The organism is Halomonas sp. Cn5-12, from assembly GCF_021532545.1.
Taxonomy (GTDB): Bacteria; Pseudomonadota; Gammaproteobacteria; order Pseudomonadales; family Halomonadaceae; genus Vreelandella; species Vreelandella aquamarina.
This window is the reverse complement of record NZ_JAKGAY010000025.1, coordinates 1-26,638: the sequence shown is the minus strand read 5'-3', so window position 1 is coordinate 26,638 and position 26,638 is coordinate 1. Positions and strand designations below refer to the sequence as shown.

The following is a 26,638-nucleotide window of genomic DNA, read 5'->3' as shown; positions in this document are numbered from 1 at the left end:
TAATAGGAGTGCAAGTGTTTTTGAGAATCGTTACTATTGAATTAACGGTTAATCAGGAGAGGCTCACATGCGACACACGTTACTGCAGCGCGGTTTACTAGGGATGGTGATGGGCGGCTTGCTGGTGGGCACCGCCCAAGCGCACACGCTGGAGACGGCTTACGGCGACGTGGAGGTTGCTGATAACCCGGAGCGTGTCGTCACGTTGCATGAAGGCGCGCTGGATGCCGCGCTGGCGGCGGGCGTGACCCCAGTAGGGGCGGTAACCACCCGTGGCGGCGACAACGTGGCGGAATACGTAACCGACTACCTCAGCGCGAACGAGCTAGAACACCCTGAGATTGTGGGCGTCGTGCGGGAAATCAATATTGAAGCAGTGCTGGCCCAGCAGCCGGACCTGATTCTAGCCGCAGCACAGCTTCCGGAGGAGCAGTACCAACTGCTATCGCAAATTGCCCCTACCGTGGTGCCCCACACGCAACCACTGGCGGCCGACAACTGGGAAGCCGAAGCGCGCCTGTTCGGCCAGGCCTTGAACCAGGAAGAGGCCATTGACGAAGCGATCAGCGCCGTCGATCAGCGGGTCGACACGATGGCAGAGGCGGTGGCTGACGCCGACGTAGGCGACAACGCCTACCTGGTGCGTTGGATGCCCGGCGGCCCCATGGTGATGTCGGAAAAACTGATTGCCACTGGCCTGTTGGAGCGCGTCGGCCTGGACGTTCAAGGCGGCGAGCTGATCGGTGAACGGGGCGTTCACAGCGACGTATTAAGCCTAGAAAACCTCTCTCAAGTAGACGGCGACTGGCTGTTTTTGGCCACGCTAAATGATGACGGCCAAGCCGCGTTAGATAGCGCCAAACAGAGCCCCGCCTTCAACCGCTTGAACGTGGTACAGAACGAACGAGTGGTGCCGGTAAACGGCCAGCTCTGGAGCAGCGCCAACGGCCCGCTGGCGGCCCAGGCGATTCTGGATGACATCGAGAATGCCTTGTTGCCGTGATGCTACTTACCAAGGCAGGGAGTAGCGCCAGGTGGCGCTGTTCATCCCGACACTGGATGCTGATTCTACTCACCGCCCTTGTGGCGGTGAGCGTCGTTAGTTTATTGATAGGCGCAGGCAGCGTTGGCCCCCGGCAAGTGTTAGGGCTGCTAAGCGGTAGTGATCACGCGGAAGCGCGTTTTATCGTCTGGGAGCTGCGCGTCCCCCGCACGCTCATTGGCATTGTCGTTGGCGTGGCGCTAGGCGTGGCGGGTGCGCTGCTGCAAGCGGTTTCACGCAACCCGCTGGCCGAGCCGGGCTTGTTGGGCGTGAGCGCTGGCGCTGCGTTTGCTGTTTCCCTGGCGCTGGTATTAGGGGCCAGCGCGGCCACTTTACGCATTCCCGTGGCCCAGCTAGGCGCGCTGATCGGCTGCGTGTGCGTGCTCGGCGTGGCGCGGCTGCGCGGTGTGGGGAATGACCCGGTGCGCTTGGTGCTGGCCGGTGCCGCGTTTTCGGGGCTACTTGGTTCGCTCAGCGCCCTGATGCTGCTTTACGACCAGCGCGCCGCCGACGAGATCCGTTTTTGGGTGGTGGGCAGCTTGGCAGGAAGGCGACTGGACGATTTATGGGCCGTGCTGCCAAGCCTGTTGATAGCAGGAGCGGGCGTTGTATTGATTGCCCGGCCGCTGGCCGCGCTGGCGCTAGGGGAGCGGGCCGCCAGCGGTTTAGGGCACCACCCTGGGCTGATTCGCTGGCTGGCGGTGGGCTGCGTGGCGCTATTAGTCGGCGCGGCCACCGCTATTGCCGGGCCGATTGCGTTTGTGGGGCTGGTGGTGCCTTTTGTGGCGCGGGCCATCGCCGGGCCGGATATTCGCCGCACGCTCTGGTTCTGTCTGCCCATTGGCCCACTGATCGTGCTTACCGCCGATATTATCTCCCGTGTCGTCGTTGCTCCCTCCGAGCTGCCCTTGGGCGTACTCACCGCGCTATGCGGTGCGCCGGTGCTGATTGCGGTGGTGCGGGCCAAGCGCCTGCCGATGCTCTAACGCACTCTCTTTGGTTATCTGATGCTATGAAAATGACGGCAAAACAGTCGATGAGCGGTGTGGTACTGCCCCGCACATCCACCGCTTATCAAGAAGAGGTGAGTGCCCAAGCGGTCGCGGCTCCGCAGGGCTACTGGCGCGCCGCGCTGCCTCGTTATGGGGTGAGCGTGCTGCTGGAAAAACGTGCCGTGGCAGTAAATATAGGGCTTAGCGCCGCGCTGCTGGCCGCCTGCGTGCTCTATTTAAGCCTGGGCAGCGTGACGCTTTCCCCCAATGCGGTGGTGGCTTCCTTGGTGGGGCAGGGCGATAGCATGACCGCGTTTATGGTGCAGCAGCTGCGCCTGCCGCGCCTGATCGCCGCCTGTTTCACTGGAGCTGCGTTTGCGCTGGCCGGGGTATTAATGCAAACCCTGGCCCGTAACCGCTTGGCGACCCCTGGCATCATCGGCATCGATAACGGTGCCACCGCCTTTGCGGTGGCCTCGATTGTTGGGTTAGGAGTAGGGATTGCCCCGCCCGCCATGGCGCTGGCGGGGGCGACCACCGCCGCCGTGCTCACTTTTGGCTTGGCCGCAGGCAGCGGCACCCAGGGCTACCGCTTTATCGTGGCGGGCATCGGCGTGGGCGCGGTATTTGGTGCGGTCACGCAGCTGATGCTGGCGCGGGTAGCGATCGATACCGCCAACGCCGCCTACCCCTGGACCGTCGGTTCCCTCAATGCCCGCCCGGCAAGCGCGGTAAAGCTATTGGGTATTGGCTTGGCGCTTGGGCTGGTGGCCGCGCTGGCGCTGGCCCGCTCGCTCACGCTGCTGCGCTTTAAGGATGCCATCGCCAGTGGCTTGGGCACCGCTGTGAAAGCGCGGCGGCTGCAGGTGCTGTTACTGTCAGTGGTGCTCACTGCGCTAGCGGTTGCCGTGGCGGGGCCGGTGGGCTTGGTGGCGCTGATTGGCCCTGAAATCGCCCGTTCGCTCTCCAGTGCCCGCCATGTGCCCATTTTAGCCGCCACGCTGGCGGGGGCGCTGGTGATGGTGCTGGCCGATTTAGCGGGCCGCACGCTGTTTGCTCCCATTGAGATCCCCGTGGGGATTGTTACCGCCGTAGTGGGTGGCCCCTGGCTACTCTGGATACTAATGCGCCCGCAACGGAGCCGCCCATGACTTCATTACCCACGCTTTCCACCGATGCGCTCAGCATGAGCTACGGCCAGCGCCAAGTGATTCACGAACTCGGCGTTAGCTTGCCCAGCGGGCAGGTAACCGCCATTGTTGGCCCCAACGGCTGTGGTAAATCCACGCTGCTCTCTGGGCTTGCCCGCCTGCATAAACCCGACTGCGGTGCCGTGCTGCTCAACGGCCACGACATCGCCCAGATGCCCGCCCGCAAATTGGCTACTAAGCTAGCGCTACTGCCCCAAGAGGCGGTTGCGCCGGAAGGGTTAACCGTCACCGAGTTGATTCGTTTTGGCCGCCAGCCCCACCAAGGCTGGCTGCGCCAGTGGTCGGCGGAAGATCAGCAGGTGGTGCACCATGCGCTGGCCGCTGCCGGGTTGGAAGCGCTGGCCGACCGGCCGCTGGAGGCGCTTTCCGGCGGCCAGCGCCAGCGCGCCTGGATCGCTATGACCATCGCACAGCAAACGCCGCTTTTACTACTCGACGAGCCCACCTCCGCGTTAGACTTAGGCCACCAAATCGAAGTATTCGAGCTGGTGCGCGACCTGGCCTGCCAAGGTCGCACCGTGGTGATGGTGCTGCACGACCTCGCCAGCGCCTGCCGCTACGCCGACCACCTGATTGCCATGCGCGACGGGCAGATTGTTGCCCAGGGCGCGCCCGCTGAGGTGGTGACGCCTGCGCTGGTGCGGGAGCTGTATCAGGTAGAGTGCACGCTGCTGCTCGACCCCGATACCGGCAGCCCTTTGCTTGCCAACGTGCGGCGGGCGAGCCAACCCGCATAACGTGTCGACGGGTAACCACCCTAGATAACAACGTAAAAGGAATTGATGTGGCTTCTTCCCCGACCCGCGCTGACAAAGCGTCCGTCAATCAAAGCTTTCACGCCTTAATGCGCCTGCTGCGCTACGCCAAAGGCTATCGGCGGCAGATTATCACCGCCACGATGTGCTCGATCATCAACAAGCTGTTCGATATCGCCCCGGAAATTCTGATTGGCGTGGCGATCGATGTGGTGGTGAACCAGGAAAGCAGCTTTGTGGCGCGGTTGGGGTTTGAATCTCCCCAGGAGCAGATCACCATTTTGGCGGTGCTCACTTTCTTTATTTGGGCGGGGGAGTCGCTGTTCGAGTACCTGTTTCAGATTCTCTGGCGCAATCTGGCCCAGCGGCTGCAAGCGGATATGCGCCAAGATACCTATGAGCACGCCCAGCGGCTTGATATGGCGTTTTTCGAATCGAAAAGCTCCGGCCAGCTGGTGGCCACCATGAACGATGACGTCAACCAGCTGGAGCGCTTTCTGGATGGCGGTGCCAACGCGCTGATTCAAGTGGTGGTCACGGTGGTAGCCGTGGGCGCGGTGTTCTTCGTGCTTTCTCCGCTCATCGCGCTGCTGGCATTCACGCCCATTCCGTTGATCGTTTGGGGCGCGTTCTTCTTCCAGCGCAAAGCGGGGCCGCTGTATAGCGACGTGCGCGAAAAAGTGGGCGATCTTGCCAGCCGTCTCTCCAACAACCTCAGCGGCATCGCCACGATTAAAAGCTTCACCAGCGAAGCGCGGGAAGCCGAGCGGCTGCGGGATGCTAGCGAAGCCTATGTAGAAGCCAACCGCCGCGCGATTAAAGTCAGTTCTGCGTTTATTCCGGTTATCCGCATGGCGATTTTGGCGGGCTTTCTCGCCACCTTTACTGTTGGTGGCATGATGGCGCTGAACGGCAGCCTCAACGTGGGCGCTTACGGCGTGCTGGTGTTTCTGACCCAGCGCCTGCTGTGGCCGCTCACCGGCCTTGCCCAGGTGATTGACCTGTTCGAGCGCGCCATGGCCAGCACCAAACGGATTCTGGATTTGCTCGAAGTGCCGATTACCGTAAAGGACGACAGCACCACGCCCTTGGCTGCCCCGGTAAAAGGCGACGTGCGTTTCGAAGCGGTGAGTTTCCAATATGAGGCTAGCCAAGTAGGCGTGAACGGCGTTGATCTACACGTTCCCGCTGGCAATACGCTGGCGCTAGTGGGGGCCACCGGCTCCGGTAAATCAACGCTGATCAAACTGCTGCTGCGTTTTTACGACCCTGCCAGTGGCCGTGTGTTGGTAGATGGCCAGCCGATCACCGACGTAAGTATGCACTCACTTCGCCAAGCGATTGGCTTAGTCAGCCAGGATGTGTATCTGTTTGAAGGCAGCATTCGCGACAACATCGCCTACGGCCAGCCGGAGGCCGACGATGCCGCGATTATCGACGCCGCCAAAACCGCCGAAGCCTGGAGCTTTATCGAAACGCTGCCCCAAGGGCTGGATACGCCGGTGGGGGAGCGGGGCGTGCGACTTTCTGGCGGCCAACGCCAGCGGCTGTCACTGGCGCGGGCGCTGTTAAAAGACCCGCCGATTCTGGTGCTGGATGAAGCCACCAGCGCGGTGGATAACGAAACCGAAGCGGCTATTCAGCGCTCGCTAAAACGCATCGCCCACGGCCGCACGGTGATTATGATTGCCCACCGGCTTTCCACCATTGTGCACGCCGATGAGATTGTGGTGATCGAAAAAGGCCAAGTGGCCGAGCGCGGCACCCACGCCAGCCTGCTAGACGCTGACGGCCATTATGCCGCCCAATGGCGGGTACAAACCGGTGCCGCCCAAGCAGGCGATGTTGAAGCGCTTAGCCACTAAATACTCATAAATGGCTAAGCTAACGTTAACGGTTCACCAGCAGCGCATTTAGCGTGACGGGCACATGCTCATCAATCTGCTGGTAGCCCAACATCGACAGTACGGTGCGTACCGTGCTGTTGGCCATCAGCGCGTTGCCATCCAGCGCCATGGGTTCGGCGTGGGTCACGCGCACCTCGTTTAACCCTTCGCGGGTAAAGCGCAGCGGCACCGCCTCTTCCTGGTTAATCAGGTCAGTTTGCACCCGAAAGGTGAGGGTTTCCACCATCGACTCGCCAATATCCAAGCCGTCTAACCGCTCCGGCGGCATTTGCGCCACCAGCGTCACCAGCGTGGTGTTCGCCAGCAAGCCCACCCACGGCGGCAGTTCCCCAAAGCGATTGAGCAGATCGGTTTGGCTCAAGCGCAGCGGCAGGCGCAGCGTGCCATCGGCAGCAATATCGCCCTGCAAATTATTCACCTGATGGTGATGGGTTTGCGGGGCCTCACCATCCAGTTGGGTAATCGACGCCCGCACCTGGGATTGGCCAGGATCAAGCTGCCAATCCGCCTGCACCGGCAGCGCTAACAGCAGCGGGAAAAGAGCCATCAAAGCTTTCAAAGTGATTCTCCATAGAAGCATTCACCACCAGACCCCAGCGCCGGTCATTAGTGCCGAAAAAAATGCCGATCACGCCGTTAAGATAGCGCACCAAGGGGTAGCCTCGCCCCCCCGCATTCGCTATTATATGCACGCTTTTCGGGCCTATAGCTCAGTTGGTTAGAGCAGGGGACTCATAATCCCTTGGTCGTAGGTTCAAGTCCTACTGGGCCCACCATTAAAATCAGTAGCTTAGCAGTTTTCTCTGGTGAGTCCCCTGCTCCAAGGGTACAGTTTCGGTACAGTGCCGATCTTTCAGACCCCGGAGATTTTTTGTGGCCACCATCGTCAAGACTCCCTCTGCAACCTGGAAAGCCGTCATACGCAAGTCGGGTTGGCCAACCACCGCAAAGACCTTCCGTACCAAACGCGACGCCCAAGATTGGGCACGACGCACTGAAGATGAAATGGTGCGCGGCGTTTATATCCAGCGTAGTGCCTCAGAGCGAATGACGCTTGAAGCAGCGCTAAAGCGCTACCTGGCCGATATCACTCCTACCAAGAAACCCAGCAGCCAAAAAAGCGAGCGCCTCAAGGCCAATACGCTGATCGAGCATTTGGGTAAATACTCTTTAGCAGCCCTTACGCCAGAACTGGTCGCCAACTACCGTGACAAGCGTTTAAACAGTTTGGGACGCCGAGGGGAGCTAATCAGCCCCAATACAGTGCGCCTAGAGCTGGCTTTACTTGGTCACCTCTTTACTGTGGCCATCCAAGAGTGGGGGCTGGGCCTGACCTATAACCCAGTTCAGAATATCCGCAAACCTAGCCCAGGCGAGGGCCGGAGTAGGCGTCTTGATTCCGAGGAAGAGAGGCGGCTGTTCGCCGTGTTACGTCAGCACAGCAACCCTATGCTTGCGTGGATCGCCAGAATCGCTCTGGAGACGGGTATGCGCTCGTCTGAGATCTTGACCCTCACTCGCAGCCAGGTAGACGTTAAGCGCCGCCTGGTGCGCCTCACAGACACCAAAAACAACGAAGCCCGTCTTGTACCGCTAACTCAAGCCGCGACAGAGGTGTTCAAGCAGGCCCTGAATAACCCAGTGCGCCCACTCGACTGCAACCTGGTTTTTTTCGGCGAACCCGGCAAAGAAGGCAAGCGGGGCCCATATGTTTATACAAAGGTTTGGAACCAAGCCAAGAAAAAAGCGGGGCTTGATGACTTTCGTTTTCATGATCTACGCCATGAGGCTGTCAGCCGGTTGGTAGAAGCAGGCTTATCCGACCAAGAAGTTGCTGCGATCAGTGGGCATAAGTCCATGCAAATGCTGAGGCGCTATACCCACCTTCGGGCCGAAGATTTGGTTACCAAACTGGATAAACTCCAGCATTTTTCATAATGTTGGCCTAGCACAGTAGTAATAGTAATATTATTACTATTACTACTGTGCCATGAGTCATGGGCGCTCGAAATAGTATGCCCAGAATTGTTGGGTTTTAAAAAGTTATTGGTTTTTTTTGTTGCTCATGTTTGCAAGGTCTTGATCTAAAGCAACTTGTGCCCAAGTGCTAAAATAGCCTCGAAGCTTGAATAGTGACTTGGATACAGCCTGAGGAGTAATACCAAGCTGTTCTGCTATTTTTCTTTGTGAAAGCCCGGCTGCATAAAGCTTTAGTATCTTTTTTCTTCTCTCATTAAGCTTGGCGTGTGAAAACGAAAAAGCTTTCTTTCGTATGGCCTTCTGTTTTTCTAAATCAGAAGTTAAACTAAACTCCTTTTCTCCGCCAAGCGTAACAATCCATTCTTCAAAGGCTTCTCGGTACCGGTGATCGTTGCGATATATTGAAGGGTTGAGGCTTGGGCTATGCTCTTTGCAATATTTAGCGTTACTTGCCTCGGTTTCCCCACTGTTTAAGTAGCGTTCATAAGCAATGGTGTAACGCCAACAAAGCTGACAAAACGGGTTTTCTAGTAGATGTGTTTTTTTTGCTGTGGAATATGATGCGTTCCGATTTTTTATAAATATTAAGACTTTTCTGAGATTGTCAATATCGGTTATTAGTTCCGGCGTCATTCGGTTTTGATGGGATAAAAATTTCAGGATTTTAATTAGGTTATCACAGCCGGTGTACTTCAAGTGTTGTGAAAAAGAAAAATTTGGACTCAAGCGAGATGATAAACGACTCATTGAGGATTCTGCTGCGTCATCGAGGTGCTTGGCAACTAAAGATACTAAGCTGTAGCGCCTTGAGCGCAGCGTATATGAGGGGGTGACTGAAGCGTAGAATGACTCTATGGCGTTGGCCATCTTTGGAGAGCAGCCCTCAACCTCTAGAGACTGGTGAATCGGCGATCTGAAGGTAGTCATACGACTATCAACCTTTTTGTCATAAAATAGATCTGTCATGCGCACGATCCCACATTAGGCTGAGGATGTCTACCGAAAGAAGGGGTGCGTAATATGAAAGATACGAAGCTTAGCCTGGAAGAGTCGCTTCTGAACAAGTATGGCCCGCTTTTGACGATGCCTCAGCTGGCCGACCTTCTGCACCGAAGCCCCGATGGGCTAAGGATCGCTCTACAATCACGGCAGCCTTATACGGAGGAAATCAATAAAGCAAAGCTGAAGATAGGCCGCCGTGTCTATTTCCGGGCTTCACAGATAGCCGAGCTGTTGAATAGTGATCGGCTCTGCGGTGATCGGGGGTGACAAATGGCTATTGACCTCATTGAGGCCTTCACTGAACCGCCACCGCCGGTTGATTACGTCCTTCCTAACATGGTTGCAGGAACCGTAGGTGCGCTTGTCTCGCCTGGTGGAGCCGGTAAATCCATGCTAATCCTTCAGCTGAGTGCACAGATTGCCGGCGGCCCTGATCTACTGGAAGTGGGTGAGTTGCCCACGGGGCCGGTAATCTATTTGCCCGCCGAAGATCCACCCGCGGCTATCCATCACCGGTTACATGCCCTTGGTGCGCAGCTTACACCCGCGCAGAGGCAGGCTGTGGCTGATCACCTGCTGATCGAGCCACTGATCGGGAAATGCCCCAACATCATGGCTTTTGACTGGTTCGATGGCCTCCAGCGGGTGGCTGAGGGACGTCGTCTGATGGTCTTGGATACTCTGCGCCGTTTCCATATCGAGGATGAGAACGCCAGCGGTCCCATGGCCCAGGTCATTGGCCGCATGGAGGCCATAGCCGCCGATACTGGCTGTTCCATAGTGTTTTTGCATCATTCCAATAAGGGCGCAGCAATGATGGGCACCGGTGACCAGCAGCAGGCGAGCCGTGGTTCATCGGTGCTGGTCGATAACATCCGGTGGCAATCTTACCTGTCCGGTATGACCCAGGTCGAGGCCAATGAATGGGGCGTTAATGGAGGTCAGCGTGGGTACTTCGTTCGCTATGGCGTCAGCAAGGCGAACTATGGCGCGCCTTTCCAGGAGCGTTGGTTCAGGCGGCATGAAGGCGGCATTCTCAAACCTGCTGTACTTGAGCGACAAAAACGTCCCGCGCCTACGAAGCTCAAGGCCGTAGCAAGGGGCGGCGATGATGACTGGTAACCGCGTTGCCCCGACCAGCACGGCATTGCAGGCTAGAGTAATGATCTATCAGCCTAGCCAGCGTCCCCAGGAACGAGCGGGACAGTGGATGGAAACCGATTTTGGTCGATGCCGAGTCACCGGCAGGCTTGGGCAACGGCACGCCGATATCGTGGAGTCCTTGCTCTATGTTGCCGAACGGCGGCGTGAAATCTCAGATGGTGGCGTTGAGCTGCTGGTTGATCCGGCGAAGCTGCGCCGGACACTATCAGACCGCCAGTACAGCTACGATCGCATCAAGAAGCTGCTCAGAGATTTGCGATCTGCCACGGTAGAAGTCGTGACGCCAGAACTGGAGCAGAGTGGTGACAGCATCATCGGCGGTCTGATCGATCACGTTATTCCGTCATCCATGACCCGCCGCGACCCCCTCACGGGCGGTGAGCGGCATTTGTGGCGTGTCCGGCTGGGCATCGCCCTGGTCATGCTAATGGAGAGAGACCTGTCCCTGTACTACCCGCCAGCACCGATTGCCAGGTTGCAATATGGAATAAGCCAGGCGGTTGCTCGGCATGTACTCACCCACAAGAATAACCCAGTGGGCGGCTGGTATCTGGACACGCTGATTCGGGCAGTATGCGGTATTGCTGTGAGCAGCATGAAGGTGCGCAACTATCGGCGGAGAGTAAAAGAGGATGCTGGCGGGTTGACCGAAATCGGCATCGAGATAGATGCCACGAGTAGGGTAAGGCGTGTCACAGCGGCCCGATAGCGTGCCACATCGGCCCGATAGCGTGTCACACCGGCCCGATAGCGTGCCACAGCGGCCCGAATTTTCGGGTTTTCAGCAGGATATTCAGGATATCCAGGATATCCAGGCGGTGTAACCACCCGCTGGATGCGGGTGATTACACCTTTGGCGATAAATCCTGAAGGCTTTATCGTTCGGCCTACGGCCGATGGTTGAACGCCAAAAAAGAAGGACGCACCTTGGCCTGTGCATAATCCCGATGCTTGTTTTATCCAACAGCCTAGGAGTGTGACACGGGTAAGTGCGCTGGCAGCCATAAGAATAATAAGAATATTATTATTCTTATTATTGGCGGGTTGGAGCCGGCCTGATTCCGACGCCAAGGCGAGAATGTTCCCATTTTGGCGTTTAACGCCGGGCAGCGCCCGTCAGAGAGAGCCCCCGTACAGGCGGGGGGCCGATTATGCGTAGGGGGTCCGGTTATGCGTAGGGGGGTCCGATTATGCGTACCCTCCCACGATGACGGAATGATTCACTCGTTGCGTTCAGGCGTCGAGGTGACTGCGCTTATCCTGGGGCACTGGTCGCCATGAGACGGCTTTCATGATGATGGGGTAACACACGGGCAACGATAGCCAGGCCACCCAGGAACCGCTAACAGCGAGCCCGACCAGCAACAATGCGACTGCCAGCCAAGCTGCGAGATACCAGAGAGGGGCTTGCGGACGTTCATTGTTCATCGTTATGGCTCCCAGCGGGTGATCGATAAGGTACCTCCGCGCCGACAGCCGCGCTGGCTGCCGGCGCGGAGGGGGTCCGATTATGCGTAGCCTGGGGGGGCTGATTTTGCGTGTCGTTTTCGTTAGTAGTCGGTGCCCCACGGATAGTCCCCTTCAGGCCATCGGACTGGCCGCTGCTCTGCTGGCCACCCGTATGGTCAGACTCGCTGCCGCCTTCCGCCATACCGAGACGTTCAGCCCGGAGCTTCTGCGTCATGGAACCGCCGAAGGAGCCGTGACTGGCATTGTAGTCACCCATGATCTTGCCACCCATGGTTTCACCTGCTGCCTTCGTCAGGTTCTTCATGGTCTGTCCAGCGTGAGCCATGCGCCCAGCACCCAAAGCGGCACCGCCCGATGGCGAGGCGGTGCCCGGCATGGGAAGCGGCCCTGTTCCACCACTTGGCGAGCTACCACCGCCTGGCGAACCACCTGCTGGAACGCCCAGGAAGGAACTGCCACCGGACGACCTACCACCTGGAGTTGCCGCCGAGGCGAGCGCTCCACCGCCACCGAGCTGTTCACCGGCCAGCTTGGAGGCTTCACGCACGGCCATAGCGCCGCCCGCAGCGCCTACAGCAGCACCTACCGCTACAGACCCGGCAGCCCTTGCCATGCCACCTACTGTCGGCGTTGCACTACCGAGAGAAGCCCCGTTGATGATTCCCTGCACCGCATCTGGAATCATCTTTACCAGAATAGCCATCATCAACAGCACACCGATAATGGCGAGAATGGCCCGGAACGACTCGTGATCCTGATTCACTGCCCACTGGTGAATGAATTGTTCACCCGCGCCGATGACCAGGAACATGACATAGAGCTTGGCACCGATGCTGATGGTGTAGGTGATGTACTTTTTGGCGTAATCCACCGTCCACTGCGAACCGCCAAAACCAAGAAGCACGATCCCCGCTGCCGTAACCACGTACATTTCAGCCAGCACGAAGAAAGCATAGGCGGCAATCAGCGTGTACAGGATCACAACGGGGAGCGCCAGGATGGTGTAAGCAATCCGGCTTAGGCCACTGCCTGCCGAAATAACATCGCCCCCAAGGGTAAACCCGCGCTCCAGGATCTCCGGAACACTCAGGCTCAGATTGGTGCTGGTAGCCTGGCCACCTATCCAGATCCAGCCCCTGATCATGGTCTCGGCCAACTGTTGACCTCCTTGTATCAGGAACAGGAAGAATCCGGTGAAGATCACTAGCCGGACGAACTCCGCCACGAATTCACCCAAGTCAGCATTTCGCAGTACCATCTGGCTTGCCGACCAGGTATAGGAAATTACGGCAAGAGAAAGCAGCAACCAGGTCGCCACTTGCTGCAAAGGGGCATACCACAGTGCCACTGAGTCTCGGAATCCTTGCTGAAGCTCACGGATTATGTCCCCATCGGCGGCAGCAACTGGCCCACAGAGCAGTAGCAGAGCAGCAGGAATGACTAGATGCAACCAAGGTTTCATCGCTTGTTACTCCCATCTCCTGAGCCGAATAGGTCATCTTCAGTGATTGGTCTTTGAGCGGAAGGGGCGTTGTCACGCGGTATAGTGGCGCGCTCCCAGGCGGCATCCTCTTCGGCCTTGTCGAGTTTCCATAAAGCTGCGGCGGTGGCAATGCTCGCTACTAGGACAGCAATGACAATCAGAGTCTTGGTACTGAAGCTCATTACTCACTCCTCAAAATAGATCGTCCGCATGGATAGGCTTTTGACTGTCGGGGTCGTTGTCTCGTGGTTCAGTGGCGCGATGCCAGGCCGAGTCGTCTTCCGCCTGACGATCCACCTGACCGCCTACATGCGAGGCCTGTAGCTGAATTTGCGCCATCTGAAGTTGCCGAAGTTTCTGAAGTTGCTCCACTTGCAGGGCTGCGATAGCACCACCGGCTTCCAGTAATTGCCTTTCGCCTCTAGCGCTTTCTATTTGGTGTTCAATCGCTCTTAATGCGGAGTCCTCACGCGAAAATTGTGCGGCCTGCAGGCCAGCCGCTCGAAGAGCACCCCGCACGCTATCGTGGTTTGTTTGTGACCACTCCCGATAACGAACCGCATAGTCCTTATGGCTCCCTTTATTGCTTTGGGCGTAATAGTCGAAATCTCTATATCCTCGCTGGTAGTCTTCATCTACCTGGCCTGAGCTATAGGCAATGGCTCGTCCGGTGGCGACGATGTCAGCAAGGTCTTGAAGGTCGGAAAGCGCCTGTTGCTTGATATGCTCCGGAAGACTGAGAAAGTTTTCGTACATGATTTCATATTGGCGGATGGTATATGCAAGACTCTCAGCTTCGCTGATGGCAACATCAATTAGCTCCGCATTGTTGAGAAGTTGAGTGGGTTCAGTCGCCCCGGTAAATCCGCCTCCTCCTGATACTACTTGGCTGGATTGAGCGGTGAGGAATATGAAAATTAGTGCGGTGGTGAGTTTTTTCATGGCTCACGACTCCCGATTAGTTTTCTAATGTAAACAGTGAATTGATTGTATTTAATTGGCATCTCACCTTTTTTATGAAGATGCTCCCAGATGTCTATGGCGTTGTATCCATTGTTTAGTGCTTCCTTGATTTCCTCCTTGTGTTTGAGAAAAGCATACCGTCCATGCGTTTTAGATTTTTCCTCTCGTCTCTTCTTTAAGCCTTCAATTAAGTCCATGTCGGCTATTCCTGTACTGCAGGTATGGTGTGGTTTTGGTTTGCCTAGATATGTTTTTTGATTGGTTTATGTGTCGTTGTCAAGGGTAGCTTTATTTGAAGAGAAGTTTGGCGAAGTTTGCCGCATTTTGTGTGTATTATGATTCATAAATTAGATATTTTGGCGCACTAAAATAGTGTCGCCTACTCAGTGTGAATATTTTGATTCACGATCAATGGAATATGGCGCAAGGGTTATGCAATGCATTGATTATGCGTTTCGATATGGACATAGTGAGCATCGTTGTAGCTGTGTTGCAGCGAGGGAGGCGGGCAGGATGTGTATTTGCTATACCGCCGCAAGCGTCGATCTAGCAAGTACCCACAACTTACTCACCTGCCGGCTCGACGTATCCTGCTCTCCGAGGGTGCTGCTGTCGCAGCCAGCGGCTACCGCCGCATCAGCAAAGGATAAAGAGAATGGGTAACGAAACCAGGAAGAGAACCACGCATATCATGGTCCGGGTTAGTCCTGATGAAAAAGAAGCGATTGCACAGGCGGCAGCCAAGTGTGATTTGAAGGTCCCCACTTATTTGCGTGAGTTAGGACTAGGCTATGCACCAAAAAGTACCGTTGATGCACAGGCGTTTGAACAGTTGGCAAAGCTTTATGGTGATTTAGGCCGCATGGGTGGTCTTTTGAAAATGTGGCTGTCTGATGGGTCCCGGTCTGCCTACGGAAATCATCTCGGGGTCCCAGAGTTAGTTAATAGAATAGGCGAACTTCAGCAAGAGATTAGAGAAGTGGCCAAAGGCATGTATTGAATAAAGACCCTAAGGCTTTTCAGGCCGGTCTTGATATTGGTAGGTCGCTTGTCCTCTTGCTGCAGCAGCTCTCCCATGGATGTATGATCGTCGCAGTCTTGGTATTTGCCTATTCATAAGGGGGCATCGTGAACACGGAGAGTCACTCTCAGCTGGCGGCCTTCATCTGGTCCGTGGCGGATCTGCTGCGCGGCGATTTCAAGCAGTCCCAGTACGGCCGCATCATCCTGCCCTTCACCCTGCTGCGGCGCCTGGAGTGCGTGCTGGAGCCCACCAAGGCCGCGGTGCTCGACGCCGCCCGCGCCCACCAGGCCAAGCCCGAGGCGGTGCGCGAGAAGCTGCTGCTGCGCGCGGCGGAGCAGCCCTTCTTCAACGCCTCTCCGCTGGCTCTGGGTACGCTCTCCGATACCCAGACCGCCGACGACCTGATGAGCTATGTGCAGTCGTTCAGCCAGGACGCTCGGGAGATCTTCGAGCACTTCGAGTTCGAGAGCTTCGTCCAGCAGCTTTCGGCCAGCAACCTGCTCTACCAGGTGGTGCAGCGCTTCGCCTCCATCGACATGAGCCCCCAGCGGCTCACCAACTACGGCATGGGCCTGGTGTTCGAGGAGCTGATTCGCAAGTTCGCCGAGAGCTCCAACGAGACGGCGGGGGAGCACTTCACCCCGCGTGATATCGTCCACCTGACCACCTCGTTGGTGCTCACCGGTCAGGAGCAGAAGCTGCGCCCCCACGGCATCGTCACCGTCTACGACCCCACCGCGGGCACCGGTGGCTTCCTCTCCGAGAGCGACGAGTACATCCAGCAGGTCAGCCGCGACGTCACAGTCTCGCTGCATGGCCAGGAGCTCAACCCTGAGTCCTACGCCATCTGCAAGGCCGACATGCTGATCAAGGGCCAGGCGGTGGAGCAGATCAAGCTCGGCAACACCCTCTCCGACGACCAGCTGCCGACCGAGCGCTTCGACTTCATGCTCTCCAACCCGCCCTTCGGCGTGGAGTGGAAGAAGGTGCAAAAGGCGATCACCGACGAGCACAACCAGAAAGGGTATCAGGGCCGGTTCGGCCCTGGCCTACCGCGGGTCTCGGACGGCTCGCTGCTGTTCCTGATGCACCTGGTGAGCAAGATGCGCCCCCGCCAGGAGGGCGGCTCGCGCATCGGCATCATCCTCAACGGCTCGCCGCTGTTCACCGGTGGCGCCGGCAGCGGCGAGTCCGAGATCCGCCGCTACCTGCTGCAGCACGACCTGGTGGAGGCCATCGTCGGCCTGCCCACCGACATGTTCTACAACACCGGCATCGCAACCTACGTGTGGATCCTCTCCAACCACAAGCCCGCCGAGCGCCGCGGGCAGGTGCAGCTGATCAACGCCACCGGTCGGGCCAGCAAGATGCGCAAGTCGCTGGGCAGCAAGCGCCAGTTCGTCGCCGACCGCGACATCGAGGAGATCGTGCGCCTCTACGGCGCCTGCCAGGAGAGCGAGGAGAGCAAGCTGTTCCCGGTGGAGGCCTTCGGCTACCGGCGCATCACCGTGGAGCGTCCGCTGCGCCTCAACTTCCAGGCCAGCCCCGAGCGCCTGGCCCGGCTCGATGACGAGAAGCCGCTCCAGAAGCTCGCGGAGGGCGAACGCGAGGCGATCAAGGCCGCCTGCGCCACCCTGGACCCGGCGCAGGTGTTCACCAATCGCGACGACTTCACCAAGGCGCTAAAGGTCGCGATCAAAGCGGCGGGCCTCAAGGTCGGTGCCCCGGTGCAGAAGGCGATCCTGGGCGCTCTCTCCGAGCGCGACCCGGACGCCGATATCTGCCGGGACAAGAAGGGCAACCCCGAGCCCGACACCGGCCTGCGCGATAACGAGAACGTGCCGCTGGACGAGTCGGTGTTCGACTACTTCGAGCGCGAGGTGAAGCCCCATGTGCCCGACGCCTGGATCGACGAGGAGAAGCGCGACCCGCTGGATGGCCGCATCGGCATCGTCGGCTTCGAGATCCCCTTTAACCGGCACTTCTACCAGTTCACCCCGCCGCGCCCGCTGGAGGAGATCGACGCCGACCTCAAGGCCTGCACCGAGCGGATCAAGCAGATGATCGAGGAGCTGTCGGCATGACGTTTCCGAAGTATCCCGAATATAAGGACTCCGGCGTCGAGTGGCTGGGGGAGGTGCCGGCGCATTGGGAGGTAGTAAAGCTGGGGTACCTCGCCATCTCACAGGGTGGTGGGACCCCACCGAAAGATGATCTTCAGTATTGGAATGGAAACATCCCTTGGGTTACTCCTAAGGATATGAAGCAGCAGTGGATAACCTCCACTATTGACACGCTATCCGAGGCCGCGCTGCACGGCTCACCTGTCAGCATGATTGAGCCAGGGCATGTCTTGATCGTGTTCAGGTCCGGGATATTGCGGCACCGGATTCCTGCGGCCATCAATCAAGTTCCGGTTACAGTGAATCAAGATGTTAGGGCGTATAACGTTCGGCCTCGCCTCTTGCCTGATTTCTTCCTGAGACTGACACAAGGTTTGAATCGTGAGCTCCTTCCCGAATGGTCAAAGCAGGGGGCTACGGTGGAAAGTTTGGATTCTGAGCTCGTCAACTCGACCCAGCTTCCTGTCCCGCCGCGGGGCGAGCAAGAAACCATCGCCACCTTCCTCGACCACGAAACCGCCCGCATCGACGCCTTGGTGGAAGAGCAGCAGCGTTTGATCGAGCTGCTCAAGGAGAAGCGGCAGGCGATGATCTCCCATGCCGTCACCAAGGGGCTGGACCCCAACGTGCCCATGAAGGACTCTGGGGTGGAGTGGCTGGGAGAAGTGCCGGCGCATTGGGAAATCACTCGAGTAAAGCATATTGTCCGCACTGTCGAGCAAGGCTGGAGCCCTCAGTGTGAAAATAATCCGGTCGAAAGTGAGAGCGAGTGGGGTGTGCTTAAAGTGGGGTGCGTCAACCATGGTAGGTTTGACAGTCAAGAGAACAAGAAACTTCCTGCCGCGCTTTCTCCGAGACTGGACTTATCCATCAAGGCTGGTGATGTCTTGATATCTCGTGCCAATACAAGAGAGCTGGTCGGTAGTTGTGCAGTCCCTACGATTTCCTACCCCAACTTGATGTTGTCGGATAAGCTATTTCGTCTGCGTCTCCACGAGACGGTTGCAGATCCAAGGTTTTTAGCTTTTTTCATAGGAGCTTCCCAAACTAGACAGCAAATTGAGTTGGAGGCAACCGGAGCTAGTAGCTCAATGCTGAATATTGGACAAAGCACCGTGCTTGAGATGCCCTTCCCATGCCCTCCGCTTGAAGAGCAGGCAAAAATCCGCGACGAAGTCATTAAGCAGACGTGGAGCTTACTCAACTTGGCAGGGGAAGCTCTAGAGTTGAAAAAAAGGCTGGAGGAACGCCGTTCTGCCCTGATTTCCGCTGCCGTGACCGGCAAGATCGACGTGCGCGGCTGGCAGGCCGATCAACAACTCGAGCAGCCTGAGGGGTTGATGGCCGCCGAAGCGCGGGCCACCTATGGCTAAGGCAAGGAGCCCCATATGACCCAGGGACGCAGCATCCGGCTCTTTCTGGTGGACGGCACGCCCAACGGCCTGCTCACTGCCGAGATCATGAACTGGACCGGCCACGTGCTCACAGGGCCACGCAGCAAGCTCAGCGAGCTGGTTCAGCGCCCGGAGTGTGGCCGCACCGGGATCTACTTCCTGGTCGGCCCCGATCCCGATAACAGCCTGCGCCCGCTGGTCTATATCGGCGAGAGCGACGACGTCGGCACCCGCCTCAAGCAGCATAACCGCCCCGAGGACAAGGGCGGCAAGGACTTCTGGGAGAAGGTCTGTCTAGTCACCAGCAAGGACCAGAACCTCACCAAGGCCCACGTGAAGTACCTGGAGAGCCTGCTGATCCAGAACGCCGGCCAAGTCGGCCGCTGCAAGCTGATCAACGGCACCGCCCACGAGTACATCAACCTGCCCGAGTCGGACCGCGCCGATATGGCGTTTTTCACGGAGCAGATCCGTACCGTGCTGCCGGTGCTGGGCCTCGACTTCCTGCGCGAGACCTACGGCAACAAGGCGAAGGCCGAGCCCAGCGACGATACCAGCGCCGACTCTCCGCGGCTCTATATGCAGATACCCAAGCAGGGTATCCAGGCCAGCGCCCAGGAGTACGAGGGCGAATTCATCGTCATGAAGGGATCCACGACGCGAGATGAATGGGGCGCGAAACCAGGGGGTTACAGCGCGCTGTTTGCCCAGCTTTGCGAGGAGGGTGTGCTCTCCGAACCGGAGGGCAAGGTGCGCCGCTTCACCAGGGAGTTCGCCTTCTCCAGCCCCAGTGCCGCCGGCGCCATCGTCGCCGGCTACAACGTCAATGGCCGCACCACCTGGAAGGTCGAGGGCAGCGGACAGGTCTACAGCGAGTGGCAGGACCAGCAGGTGAGTGCGGTGGTTAATGAAGCAAGTGAATAGAAAAAGAGTAGAGGGTGGGGATGGGTGATTTTGGAGAGTATATCGTTTACGTGGATGAAAGCGGTGATCATGGCCTCAAGAATATTAACCCTGATTACCCCGTTTTCGTATTGGCCTTCTGTATCATCCACAAGCAAGATTATCTCACTCAGATTGTGCCTAAAATACAGGAGCTGAAGTTCCGCTATTTTGGCCATGACATGGTAGTTCTTCATGAGGCCGAGATACGCAAGTCAAGAAAGCCATTTGATATCCTTCTCAATCCTAATATCAGGCGTTACTTCATGGGAGACCTATCTACTATTATAGAGAACTCTCCTTTCACACTGGTGGCTAGCTGCATCATGAAAGAAGAGTTTTCAAAGAAGCATGGTGTTGATGGAAATCCTTATCATGTTGCGATGGAATTTGGCCTGGAGCGCGTCTTCATGGAACTGCAAAGTCGCGGACAACGTGGCCAGCTAACCCATGTGATTTTTGAGCAGAGAGGGCTACAAGAGGATCAAGCTCTGGAGCTTGAGTTTCGACGCATCAAAGATCGATCACGGATGGAAGGACTGGAAGAAACGCTGGATATCGTCATGGCCAGCAAGAAAGTGAACTCGGCTGGCTTACAGCTGGCCGACATGGTGGCACGTCCCATAGGCCGGCACCTATTGAATCCTGGTCAATCCAATCGAGCCTACGACATTCTGAATAGCAAATTCCGGCGTAGCCGGGCGGGCCGTATCAAGGGGTGGGGGCTGAAGGTATATCCTTGAAAACAAAAGGCCCCGACGCATTCGCCGAGGCCCCTTGCCGATCGGGCATTCCCAATCCATAGTCATATAATAGGCAGTCAGGCCGATCTTGGCAACCACTGCGGCTACCGCTACCCGGCAACAACGCCCCCCACGCCTCTCACGGAAGCGCACCTTGGGGGGGGGTAGTTTTTGTGCAGGTGTCGCTGACGGCGTAGGCTAAGGCAAGTAAAGACAAATGCACAGGGGAGTTTATGGCGGACAGTAGGGAAGCCCGCTTCCAGCAGGACATCATCGAGGCCATGACGGCCCACGGCTGGAAGACCGGCCCGGCCAGCGGTTTTGAGCGCGCCTCGGCGCTCTACACTGAGGATCTGCTCGGCTACGTGCGCGAGGCCTGGCCCGAGCGCTGGGAGAAGTTCTGCAAGGCGAACCCCCAGGCACCGGAGCAGGTATTCGTGCAGAAGGTGGTCCGCGAGCTGGAGCGGGCCGGCACCCTGGAGGTGCTGCGCCACGGCTTCAAGGTGCCGGGGGTGAAGTTCGACCTCTGCAGCTTCCAGCCCGACCACGGCATGAACCCGGTTTCGCTGGCCCGTTACCGCGCCAATCGCCTGCGGGTGGTGCCCGAGGTCTCCTACTCGCCCCACGCCCGGGAAGGGCAATACAACCCTCGCCTCGACCTGGTTCTGTTCGTCAACGGCATCCCCACCGCGACGCTGGAGCTCAAGAGCCAGTTCAAGCAGACGGTGGAGAACGCCAAGCGCCAGTATCGCCAGGACCGCCCAATCAAGGATCCCGTCTCCCGCAAGCCGGAGCCGCTGCTGACCTTCAAGCGCGGTGCGCTGGTCCACTTCGCGGTGAGCCAGGACGAGGTGGCCATGACCACCAAGCTGGCCGGCAAGGACACCTACTTTCTGCCCTTCAACCGCGGCACGGAGGAGGGCGGTGCGGGTAACCCGCCGGCGCCGGACGAGGCCAGCTACGCCACCGGTTATCTTTGGGAAGAGGTGTTCGCGCCGGACGCCTGGCTGAAGGTGCTCGGTCGCTTCCTGCATCTGGAGAAGAAGACCAGCGAAGACTTCCACGGCCGTCGCACCACCAAGGAGACGCTGATCTTCCCACGCTATCACCAGTGGGAGGTGGTCAATCGCCTGGTACAGACCACTCTGGCCGAGGGGCCGGGGCAGCGTTACCTGGTGCAGCACAGTGCCGGCTCCGGCAAGTCCAACTCCATCGCCTGGGCCGCCCACCAGCTGGCCAACCTCTACGCCGAGGACGGGAAGAAGCTGTTCAACTCGGTGATCGTCGTCACCGACCGCACCGTCTTGGACAGCCAGCTCCAGGACACCATCTACCAGTTCGAGCACGCCCACGGCGTGGTGCGGCCCATCACCCGCGACATCGGTAACCAGAGCAAGTCGGAGCAGCTCGCCGAGGCACTCGCTAGCAACACTCGCATCATCATCGTCACCATCCAGACCTTTCCGGCGCTGTTCGACGCCCTGGACAAGCGCCCCCAGCTGGCCGAGGGCAACTACGCGGTGATCGCCGACGAGGCGCACTCCTCGCAGACCGGCAGCTCGGCCAGCAAGCTCAAGGCACTGCTGGCGGCCGCCGGAGAGACCGCTGAGGGCGACGAAGACGAAATCAGTGCGGAGATGATGCTAGATGCCGCCGTGGCTTCACGGCGCCCCAGCGAGCGCATCAGCTACTACGCCTTCACTGCCACCCCCAAGGCCAAGACCCTGGAGCTGTTCGGCCGTGCGCCGGATCCCGACCTGCCCCCCAGTGCCGACAACAAGCCCGAGCCGTTCCACCTCTACTCCATGCGTCAGGCCATCGAGGAGGGCTTTATCCTCGACGTGCTGCGCAACTACGTCACCTATAGCACCGCCTGGAAGCTCGCGCATTCGGATGGCGAGGAGCAGGAGGTCGATTCCAAGAAGGCCTCTCGGACTCTGGCCAAGTGGGTGCGCCTGCATCCCTACAACATCGCCCAGCGCGTGGAAGTGATCGTCGAGCATTACCGTGACAATGTCCGCCATTTGCTCGATGGCCAGGCCAAGGCCATGGTGGTCACGGCCAGCCGCCAGGAGGCGGTGCGCTACCAGCTGGCCATGCGGCGGTACATCGAGGAGCGGGGCTACGCCGACGTTCACCCCATGGTGGCCTTCTCCGGCAGCGTGCCGCCCGATGAGGAGATACCCGAGGAGGTCACCGAGACCAGCCAGTTGCTAAACCCTGGGCTCAAGGGCCGGGACCTTGCCGAGGCGTTCGATACCGACGACTACAACGTGATGATCGCCGCCAACAAGTTCCAGACCGGCTTCGACCAGCCCAAGCTCTGCGCCATGTACGTGGACAAGAAGCTGCGTGACGTGGACTGCGTGCAGACCCTCTCACGGCTCAACCGGCTGTTCCCCGGCAAGCAGACCTTTATCCTCGACTTCTACAACGACGAGCAGGAGATCCTCGATGCCTTCGCGCCCTACTACCGAAAGGCCGAGCTGTCCGATGTTTCCGATCCCAACGTGGTCTACGACCTGCAACGCACCCTGGACGCCAGCGGTATCTATCACTGGTCCGAGGTAGAAGCCTTCGCCAAGGCCTTTTTCGACCCCAAGGCGCCGGCATCGAGCCTCAGTTACTACTGCCGACCCGCCCAGGATCGCTTCAAGCAGCGCTACCGGCTGACTCTGGAGCAGCTGCAGACCTGGAAAGAGGCCCGCCAGATCGCCGAACAGAACGGTGACGACAAGGGCCTGAAGCGTGCCGAGCAGGAGCTCAAGGAGGCTGGCACCACCCGCGACGAGCTCGATCTGTTTCGCAAGAACCTGCAGAGTTTCGTGCGCACCTACGAGTTCCTCAGCCAGATTGTCACTTTCGACGATCCCGAGCTGGAGCAGCTGTGCGTCTTCGCCCGCCATCTCCACCCGCTGCTGCGCACTGATCGCCTGCTGGAAGAGGAGAGCATCGACGTCAGCGAGCTGGAGCTGACCCACTATCGCCTCACCAAGCGCGAGGAGAAACGCCTGCGCCTGGAAGAGGCCGAGGGCGACTACGGCCTCACCCCGGTCAGCGAGGTGGGCTCAGGGAAACCCCACGATCCCGAGAAGCAGCGCCTGGCCGAGATCATCGATCGGCTCAACGACCTATACGGTGCAGAGGTCAGCGACGACGACAAGCTACACTTCGCCAACGGCATCGCCGACCGCATCGAACGCGACGAAGCGGTGATGGCTCAGGTCCGCAACCACAGCGAAGGCCAGGTGATGCACGGCCTCTTTCCCAAGCGAGTCACCGAGGCCGTGCTCGACGCCATGAGCGACCATGAAAAACTTAGCATGCCGCTGCTGGAGGACGAGGAAACGGGAAGGCAGTTTGCGTTGTTGATCCTCAAGCTGTTGGCAGGGAGATCGGGGCGGGATGTTCAGCCAAGCAGGTAATCGATCGGCCTTACTGTGTGGCTATGAGTTCTCTGGATCCTTTAATCGTCAAATTGGTGAAGCTTCCGTTATTGGGGCGTGTTTGTAATAATTCGGAAGGTTCGTGTTTTTTAGCTTTCTGCTCTAATTAGGTTCTTGTTTAAAAAAGGAGTTAGTGATTTGTATATAAAAAGAGTGCAGATAGATGAGGGTTTTTTGGATGGGGTTGACGCTTATTTCTCATCTGGTCTCAATGTTATTATTGGGGCAAGGGGTACTGGGAAAACGTCTCTTATCGAGCTTATTCGATATTGCTTAGATGTAGAAAGTTATACAAACGAGACAGGTAAGAAAAGCCGGGAGCATGCCCTCTCAGTCTTGGGTGGGGGGCAAGTTACTGTTACGCTCAGCGATGAAAATGAAGAAATAAAGGTGACTCGGGGGGGTGATGATGAGCTGCCAAGATTTTCATCCGCCTATGTTAAGCCAATAATTTTTTCACAGACTGAAATCGAGAGTGTGGGATTGAAGCCTAATGGAAGGTTGCAGCTTTTAGATAGCTTTGCCCAGCAGAGAAAGAACACGAGCTCGAAAGAAAAAGAAATTGTCGCGTATGTTAAGTCTCTTACATTCGAGGCCAATAGTCTTAGAAAAGAAATTGAGGGTTTTGACGATAAGCTGAGCAGCTTGCCTATAATAGAAAAAGAAATTGAAGAGCTGTCGCCCCAAGAAAAACAAGTTTCAGCTCTTTCAGAGCAAGCGGGTGTTAAAAAAAGTTCACTCAATAATTTGTCAGAAAAGATTGCCGCCGCGTCTGTAGAAGTAGATCGTCTTCAGCGATTTAGAAAGGCATTGAAAGTTTGGGAGTCAAGCTTAGTTAAAGCTCATCAGGATAGTGCTGAAGAAAAAGATTGGAGTGATGATAAGGAATTTGACCCTCTCGCTAAAGCCAAGAGACATGTACAGAAAGCTCATGCAGGCATTGAATCCTCTCTCAAAGAAATAGCGAGCGCAACAAAAGAAGTAGAGAAACTTATTGAGGTTCACGAACAGGAAAAGATTGAGCTGGAAGGACAGTCAAGAGAGCTTAGGAAAGAGATCGAGAGGCTTCAGGAAGGGGCTGGAGCAGTTGCAAGAAAAGGGCAACAGTTGAGGGAGAAAAAAGCTCAACTAGAGTCCTTAAAAGAGCTGTCAGTGATGCGGAAGCAGCAGCTTAAAAAATTGTTGGAAGTTAGAAATAAGAAGCTTGATGAGTTAGATGAAGCAAGAGAAGAACGATTCAATGCTAGACTTGAGGCAGCCCATAAGCTGAACCAAGTGCTTGGCCCAAGGATAAAGATCGATGTCACAAGAGCTGGACAGTATGATGATTTTAATTCCGAGATTTCAGAAGCTTTAAGGGGCAGCGGCTTGCGTTACAATGATTTGGCCCCTCTGTTAGCTGAAAGTATTAGTCCTCGCGAGCTTCTAGAAGTGGTTGAAGCGTATGATTATGACGCTTTAGCTAAGTGGACAGGGATAAGCAAAGATAGAGCAGGAAGGGTTATAAACCAATTAGGACAGGTTGATCTAGGAGCACTTTCAGTTACACCTGTTGAGGATTTTGTGGAGTTTAAGCTTTTAGATGGTGCTGATTACAAAGATATACTAGAACTTTCGACTGGTCAGCGTTGTACTGTGATTCTACCGCTTGTTCTACAACACACAGATAGGCTTTTAATAGTAGATCAACCAGAAGATCATATTGATAACGCTTTTATAGCAGAGACCCTTATAAAGTCAGTGCTGTCCAGAGATAAGGCAAGCCAGATCGTATTCTCAACTCATAATGCAAACATACCGGTGCTAGGGGATGCTGATCAGGTTGTGCAGATGGGATCTGATGGTAAGCGGGGGTTCTTAATTGCATCCTCTGGATTGCAAGATCCCAAAGTTGTTAATGCTATTACGACGGTGATGGAAGGTGGTGAAAAGGCCTTTAGCCAGCGTGCTGAGTTCTACAACAAGCATAAATATTTATGACTAAAGAAGAAGCGATAAAGTTGTTAGATACAGGGTCTTCTCATGAAAGACTCAAGGCAGCTCGATTTTTGGCGGACAATCCAGAAATAGAGAATATCATAGCTTTAAGAAAAGCAAGAAGAAAAGAGACTGTGTCTTATGTGAAGAAAGGTATTAACCTTGCGATTGATAAGTTGGATAATATGCCAGCCGAGCAGGCGGTTAATGAAGGTGACGAGACTAGTGTTTCACAGGAAGTTAAAAAACAGATAAAAAGTCAAGCTATAGAATGGATAGCTGGTTTGCTGTTGCATGAAATAGCATCACCAATAGGGCTGGTAAAAAGATCAGCTGCTAGAGAAATCGATAACTATAAAGAATCTTCAACGAAAGCTCATCTCGATAATGTTTCAAATATATTTGAGGCTATTGAGCAGCTGAAGAGTGCAAGTGCCACGCCAAAAATACAAAATTTCGATTTTTTCGAAGTTCTAAACGGAGTCGTTGAAGAAGAGGTTGAGAAAAAGGGGGGAGGGGCTCCGTCACTTGTCGGACCTAGGCCTATGATGATTTTGAGTGACCCTACATTAGTTAGGTTAGCTGTCTCAAATGGGATAAGAAATGCTATTGAGGCTGTTAATTCTCTAGGTGATGAAAGAGCACACCCAGTTACTATCAATTGGGGCGAAACAGATGTCGACTACTGGGTTTCAGTCATTGATGAGGGCCCTGGGCTTTCTGGCCCAATGCAAGCAGCCTTTGAGATTGGTAGAACAAACAAGAAAAACCATAGCGGGTTTGGTCTGGCTATAGCTAGGCAAGCTATGGAAAGCCTCAATGGGGAAGTGTCACTAGAGCCAGGTGCGAATGGTGGGGCTCGTTATGAAGCAAGGTGGGAAAAATGACTATGCCCTGAATCCGTGAAGCCGGCGCCGACACTTTCCCTATCACCGCCAGCGAGCACTTTTTGATCATTCGCCCCGTGCAAGTTGGCTTTCGCAAGCCCGTTATTGCCAAAACCCACCGTGCTGATCGGTG

The 26,638-nt window shown here is 56.7% G+C and carries 23 protein-coding genes and 1 tRNA gene; 18 read left to right on the top strand and 6 right to left on the bottom strand.

Annotated features, from left to right (window positions below; all coding sequences use genetic code 11):
• Window positions 1–67 precede the first annotated feature (67 nt).
• The 5 genes from L1249_RS13060 to L1249_RS13040 all read left to right on the top strand — a co-directional run bounded on the left by L1249_RS13060 (window position 68) and on the right by L1249_RS13040 (window position 5,865).
• Complete coding sequence (locus L1249_RS13060) at window positions 68–1,003, top strand: ABC transporter substrate-binding protein (protein WP_172416434.1); 936 nt, start codon at window positions 68–70, stop codon at window positions 1,001–1,003.
• Window positions 1,004–1,059: 56 nt separating this feature from the next.
• Window positions 1,060–2,028, top strand: coding sequence for a FecCD family ABC transporter permease (locus L1249_RS13055; protein ID WP_172416433.1), 969 nt, complete (start codon window positions 1,060–1,062; stop codon window positions 2,026–2,028).
• A gap of 26 nt (window positions 2,029–2,054) precedes the next feature.
• Window positions 2,055–3,185 (top strand): FecCD family ABC transporter permease, encoded by a 1,131-nt coding sequence (locus L1249_RS13050; RefSeq protein WP_172416432.1) that lies wholly within the window; start codon window positions 2,055–2,057, stop codon window positions 3,183–3,185.
• The gene (locus L1249_RS13045) at window positions 3,182–3,982 is read left to right on the top strand and encodes an ABC transporter ATP-binding protein (RefSeq protein WP_172416431.1); all 801 of its coding nucleotides are present in this window, start codon (window positions 3,182–3,184) and stop codon (window positions 3,980–3,982) included. Before L1249_RS13050 ends, L1249_RS13045 begins: the two co-directional genes overlap by 4 nt.
• Before the next feature lie 107 nt (window positions 3,983–4,089).
• Window positions 4,090–5,865, top strand: coding sequence for an ABC transporter ATP-binding protein (locus L1249_RS13040; protein ID WP_172416755.1), 1,776 nt, complete (start codon window positions 4,090–4,092; stop codon window positions 5,863–5,865).
• A gap of 25 nt (window positions 5,866–5,890) precedes the next feature.
• On the opposite strand, the gene L1249_RS13035 is transcribed toward L1249_RS13040, so the two are convergent.
• Window positions 5,891–6,466, bottom strand: coding sequence for a hypothetical protein (locus L1249_RS13035; RefSeq protein ID WP_137094793.1), 576 nt, complete (start codon window positions 6,464–6,466; stop codon window positions 5,891–5,893).
• 140 nt (window positions 6,467–6,606) lie between these two features.
• Here L1249_RS13035 and L1249_RS13030 point away from each other — a divergent pair.
• Window positions 6,607–6,683 (top strand) — tRNA-Ile (locus L1249_RS13030).
• Window positions 6,684–6,780: 97 nt separating this feature from the next.
• Window positions 6,781–7,845 carry a site-specific integrase gene (locus L1249_RS13025; protein ID WP_228168287.1) on the top strand — a complete coding sequence of 355 codons (1,065 nt, stop codon included), beginning with the start codon at window positions 6,781–6,783 and terminating at the stop codon, window positions 7,843–7,845.
• A gap of 105 nt (window positions 7,846–7,950) precedes the next feature.
• Here the strand turns inward: L1249_RS13025 and L1249_RS13020 are convergent, their stop codons facing one another.
• Window positions 7,951–8,853: a sigma factor-like helix-turn-helix DNA-binding protein gene (locus L1249_RS13020; protein ID WP_228168286.1), complete on the bottom strand. Its 903-nt coding sequence runs from the start codon at window positions 8,851–8,853 to the stop codon at window positions 7,951–7,953.
• Window positions 8,854–8,907: 54 nt separating this feature from the next.
• On the opposite strand from L1249_RS13020, the gene L1249_RS13015 reads away from it, so the two are divergent.
• From L1249_RS13015 to L1249_RS13005, 3 genes are read left to right on the top strand one after another with little or no spacing between them, the layout of a single operon-like run.
• Complete coding sequence (locus L1249_RS13015; protein WP_146802649.1) at window positions 8,908–9,156, top strand: DNA-binding protein; 249 nt, start codon at window positions 8,908–8,910, stop codon at window positions 9,154–9,156.
• A gap of 3 nt (window positions 9,157–9,159) precedes the next feature.
• Window positions 9,160–10,011, top strand: coding sequence for a helicase RepA family protein (locus L1249_RS13010; RefSeq protein WP_228168285.1), 852 nt, complete (start codon window positions 9,160–9,162; stop codon window positions 10,009–10,011).
• A complete protein-coding gene (locus L1249_RS13005) occupies window positions 9,998–10,762 on the top strand; it encodes an ABC transporter ATPase (RefSeq protein ID WP_228168284.1) in 765 nt (254 codons plus the stop codon). The genes L1249_RS13010 and L1249_RS13005 overlap by 14 nt, the downstream gene beginning before the upstream one ends.
• A gap of 708 nt (window positions 10,763–11,470) precedes the next feature.
• On the opposite strand, the gene trbL is transcribed toward L1249_RS13005, so the two are convergent.
• Genes trbL through L1249_RS12985 form a run of 4 tightly spaced genes read right to left on the bottom strand, consistent with a single transcriptional unit; the run spans window position 11,471 to window position 14,166 of the window.
• The gene (gene trbL, locus L1249_RS13000; protein WP_228168283.1) at window positions 11,471–12,985 is read right to left on the bottom strand and encodes a P-type conjugative transfer protein TrbL; all 1,515 of its coding nucleotides are present in this window, start codon (window positions 12,983–12,985) and stop codon (window positions 11,471–11,473) included.
• Window positions 12,982–13,188 (bottom strand): hypothetical protein, encoded by a 207-nt coding sequence (locus tag L1249_RS12995; RefSeq protein WP_228168282.1) that lies wholly within the window; start codon window positions 13,186–13,188, stop codon window positions 12,982–12,984. Before L1249_RS12995 ends, trbL begins: the two co-directional genes overlap by 4 nt.
• Before the next feature lie 10 nt (window positions 13,189–13,198).
• Complete coding sequence (gene trbJ, locus L1249_RS12990; protein WP_228168281.1) at window positions 13,199–13,948, bottom strand: P-type conjugative transfer protein TrbJ; 750 nt, start codon at window positions 13,946–13,948, stop codon at window positions 13,199–13,201.
• The gene (locus L1249_RS12985; RefSeq protein ID WP_228168280.1) at window positions 13,945–14,166 is read right to left on the bottom strand and encodes a TraK family protein; all 222 of its coding nucleotides are present in this window, start codon (window positions 14,164–14,166) and stop codon (window positions 13,945–13,947) included. The genes trbJ and L1249_RS12985 overlap by 4 nt, the downstream gene beginning before the upstream one ends.
• 458 nt (window positions 14,167–14,624) lie before the next feature.
• Here L1249_RS12985 and L1249_RS12980 point away from each other — a divergent pair, with 458 nt between their 5' ends.
• The 8 genes from L1249_RS12980 (at window position 14,625) to L1249_RS12945 (ending at window position 26,505) form a co-directional block, all read left to right on the top strand.
• On the top strand, window positions 14,625–14,969 hold the full coding sequence (locus L1249_RS12980; protein ID WP_228168279.1) for a plasmid mobilization protein: 345 nt from the start codon (window positions 14,625–14,627) through the stop codon (window positions 14,967–14,969).
• Window positions 14,970–15,097: 128 nt separating this feature from the next.
• Window positions 15,098–17,077, top strand: a complete 1,980-nt coding sequence (locus L1249_RS12975) for a type I restriction-modification system subunit M (protein WP_228168278.1) — start codon at window positions 15,098–15,100, stop codon at window positions 17,075–17,077.
• Window positions 17,074–18,489, top strand: a complete 1,416-nt coding sequence (locus L1249_RS12970; protein ID WP_228168277.1) for a restriction endonuclease subunit S — start codon at window positions 17,074–17,076, stop codon at window positions 18,487–18,489. Before L1249_RS12975 ends, L1249_RS12970 begins: the two co-directional genes overlap by 4 nt.
• Window positions 18,490–18,504: 15 nt before the next feature.
• The gene (locus L1249_RS12965; RefSeq protein WP_228168276.1) at window positions 18,505–19,434 is read left to right on the top strand and encodes a GIY-YIG nuclease family protein; all 930 of its coding nucleotides are present in this window, start codon (window positions 18,505–18,507) and stop codon (window positions 19,432–19,434) included.
• 20 nt (window positions 19,435–19,454) lie between these two features.
• Window positions 19,455–20,195, top strand: coding sequence for a DUF3800 domain-containing protein (locus tag L1249_RS12960; RefSeq protein WP_228168368.1), 741 nt, complete (start codon window positions 19,455–19,457; stop codon window positions 20,193–20,195).
• 233 nt (window positions 20,196–20,428) lie between these two features.
• Window positions 20,429–23,620: a type I restriction endonuclease subunit R gene (locus L1249_RS12955; RefSeq protein WP_228168275.1), complete on the top strand. Its 3,192-nt coding sequence runs from the start codon at window positions 20,429–20,431 to the stop codon at window positions 23,618–23,620.
• A gap of 159 nt (window positions 23,621–23,779) precedes the next feature.
• Window positions 23,780–25,621 carry an AAA family ATPase gene (locus tag L1249_RS12950; protein WP_228168274.1) on the top strand — a complete coding sequence of 614 codons (1,842 nt, stop codon included), beginning with the start codon at window positions 23,780–23,782 and terminating at the stop codon, window positions 25,619–25,621.
• Window positions 25,618–26,505, top strand: a complete 888-nt coding sequence (locus L1249_RS12945; protein ID WP_228168273.1) for a sensor histidine kinase — start codon at window positions 25,618–25,620, stop codon at window positions 26,503–26,505. Before L1249_RS12950 ends, L1249_RS12945 begins: the two co-directional genes overlap by 4 nt.
• Window positions 26,506–26,638: the final 133 nt, after the last annotated feature.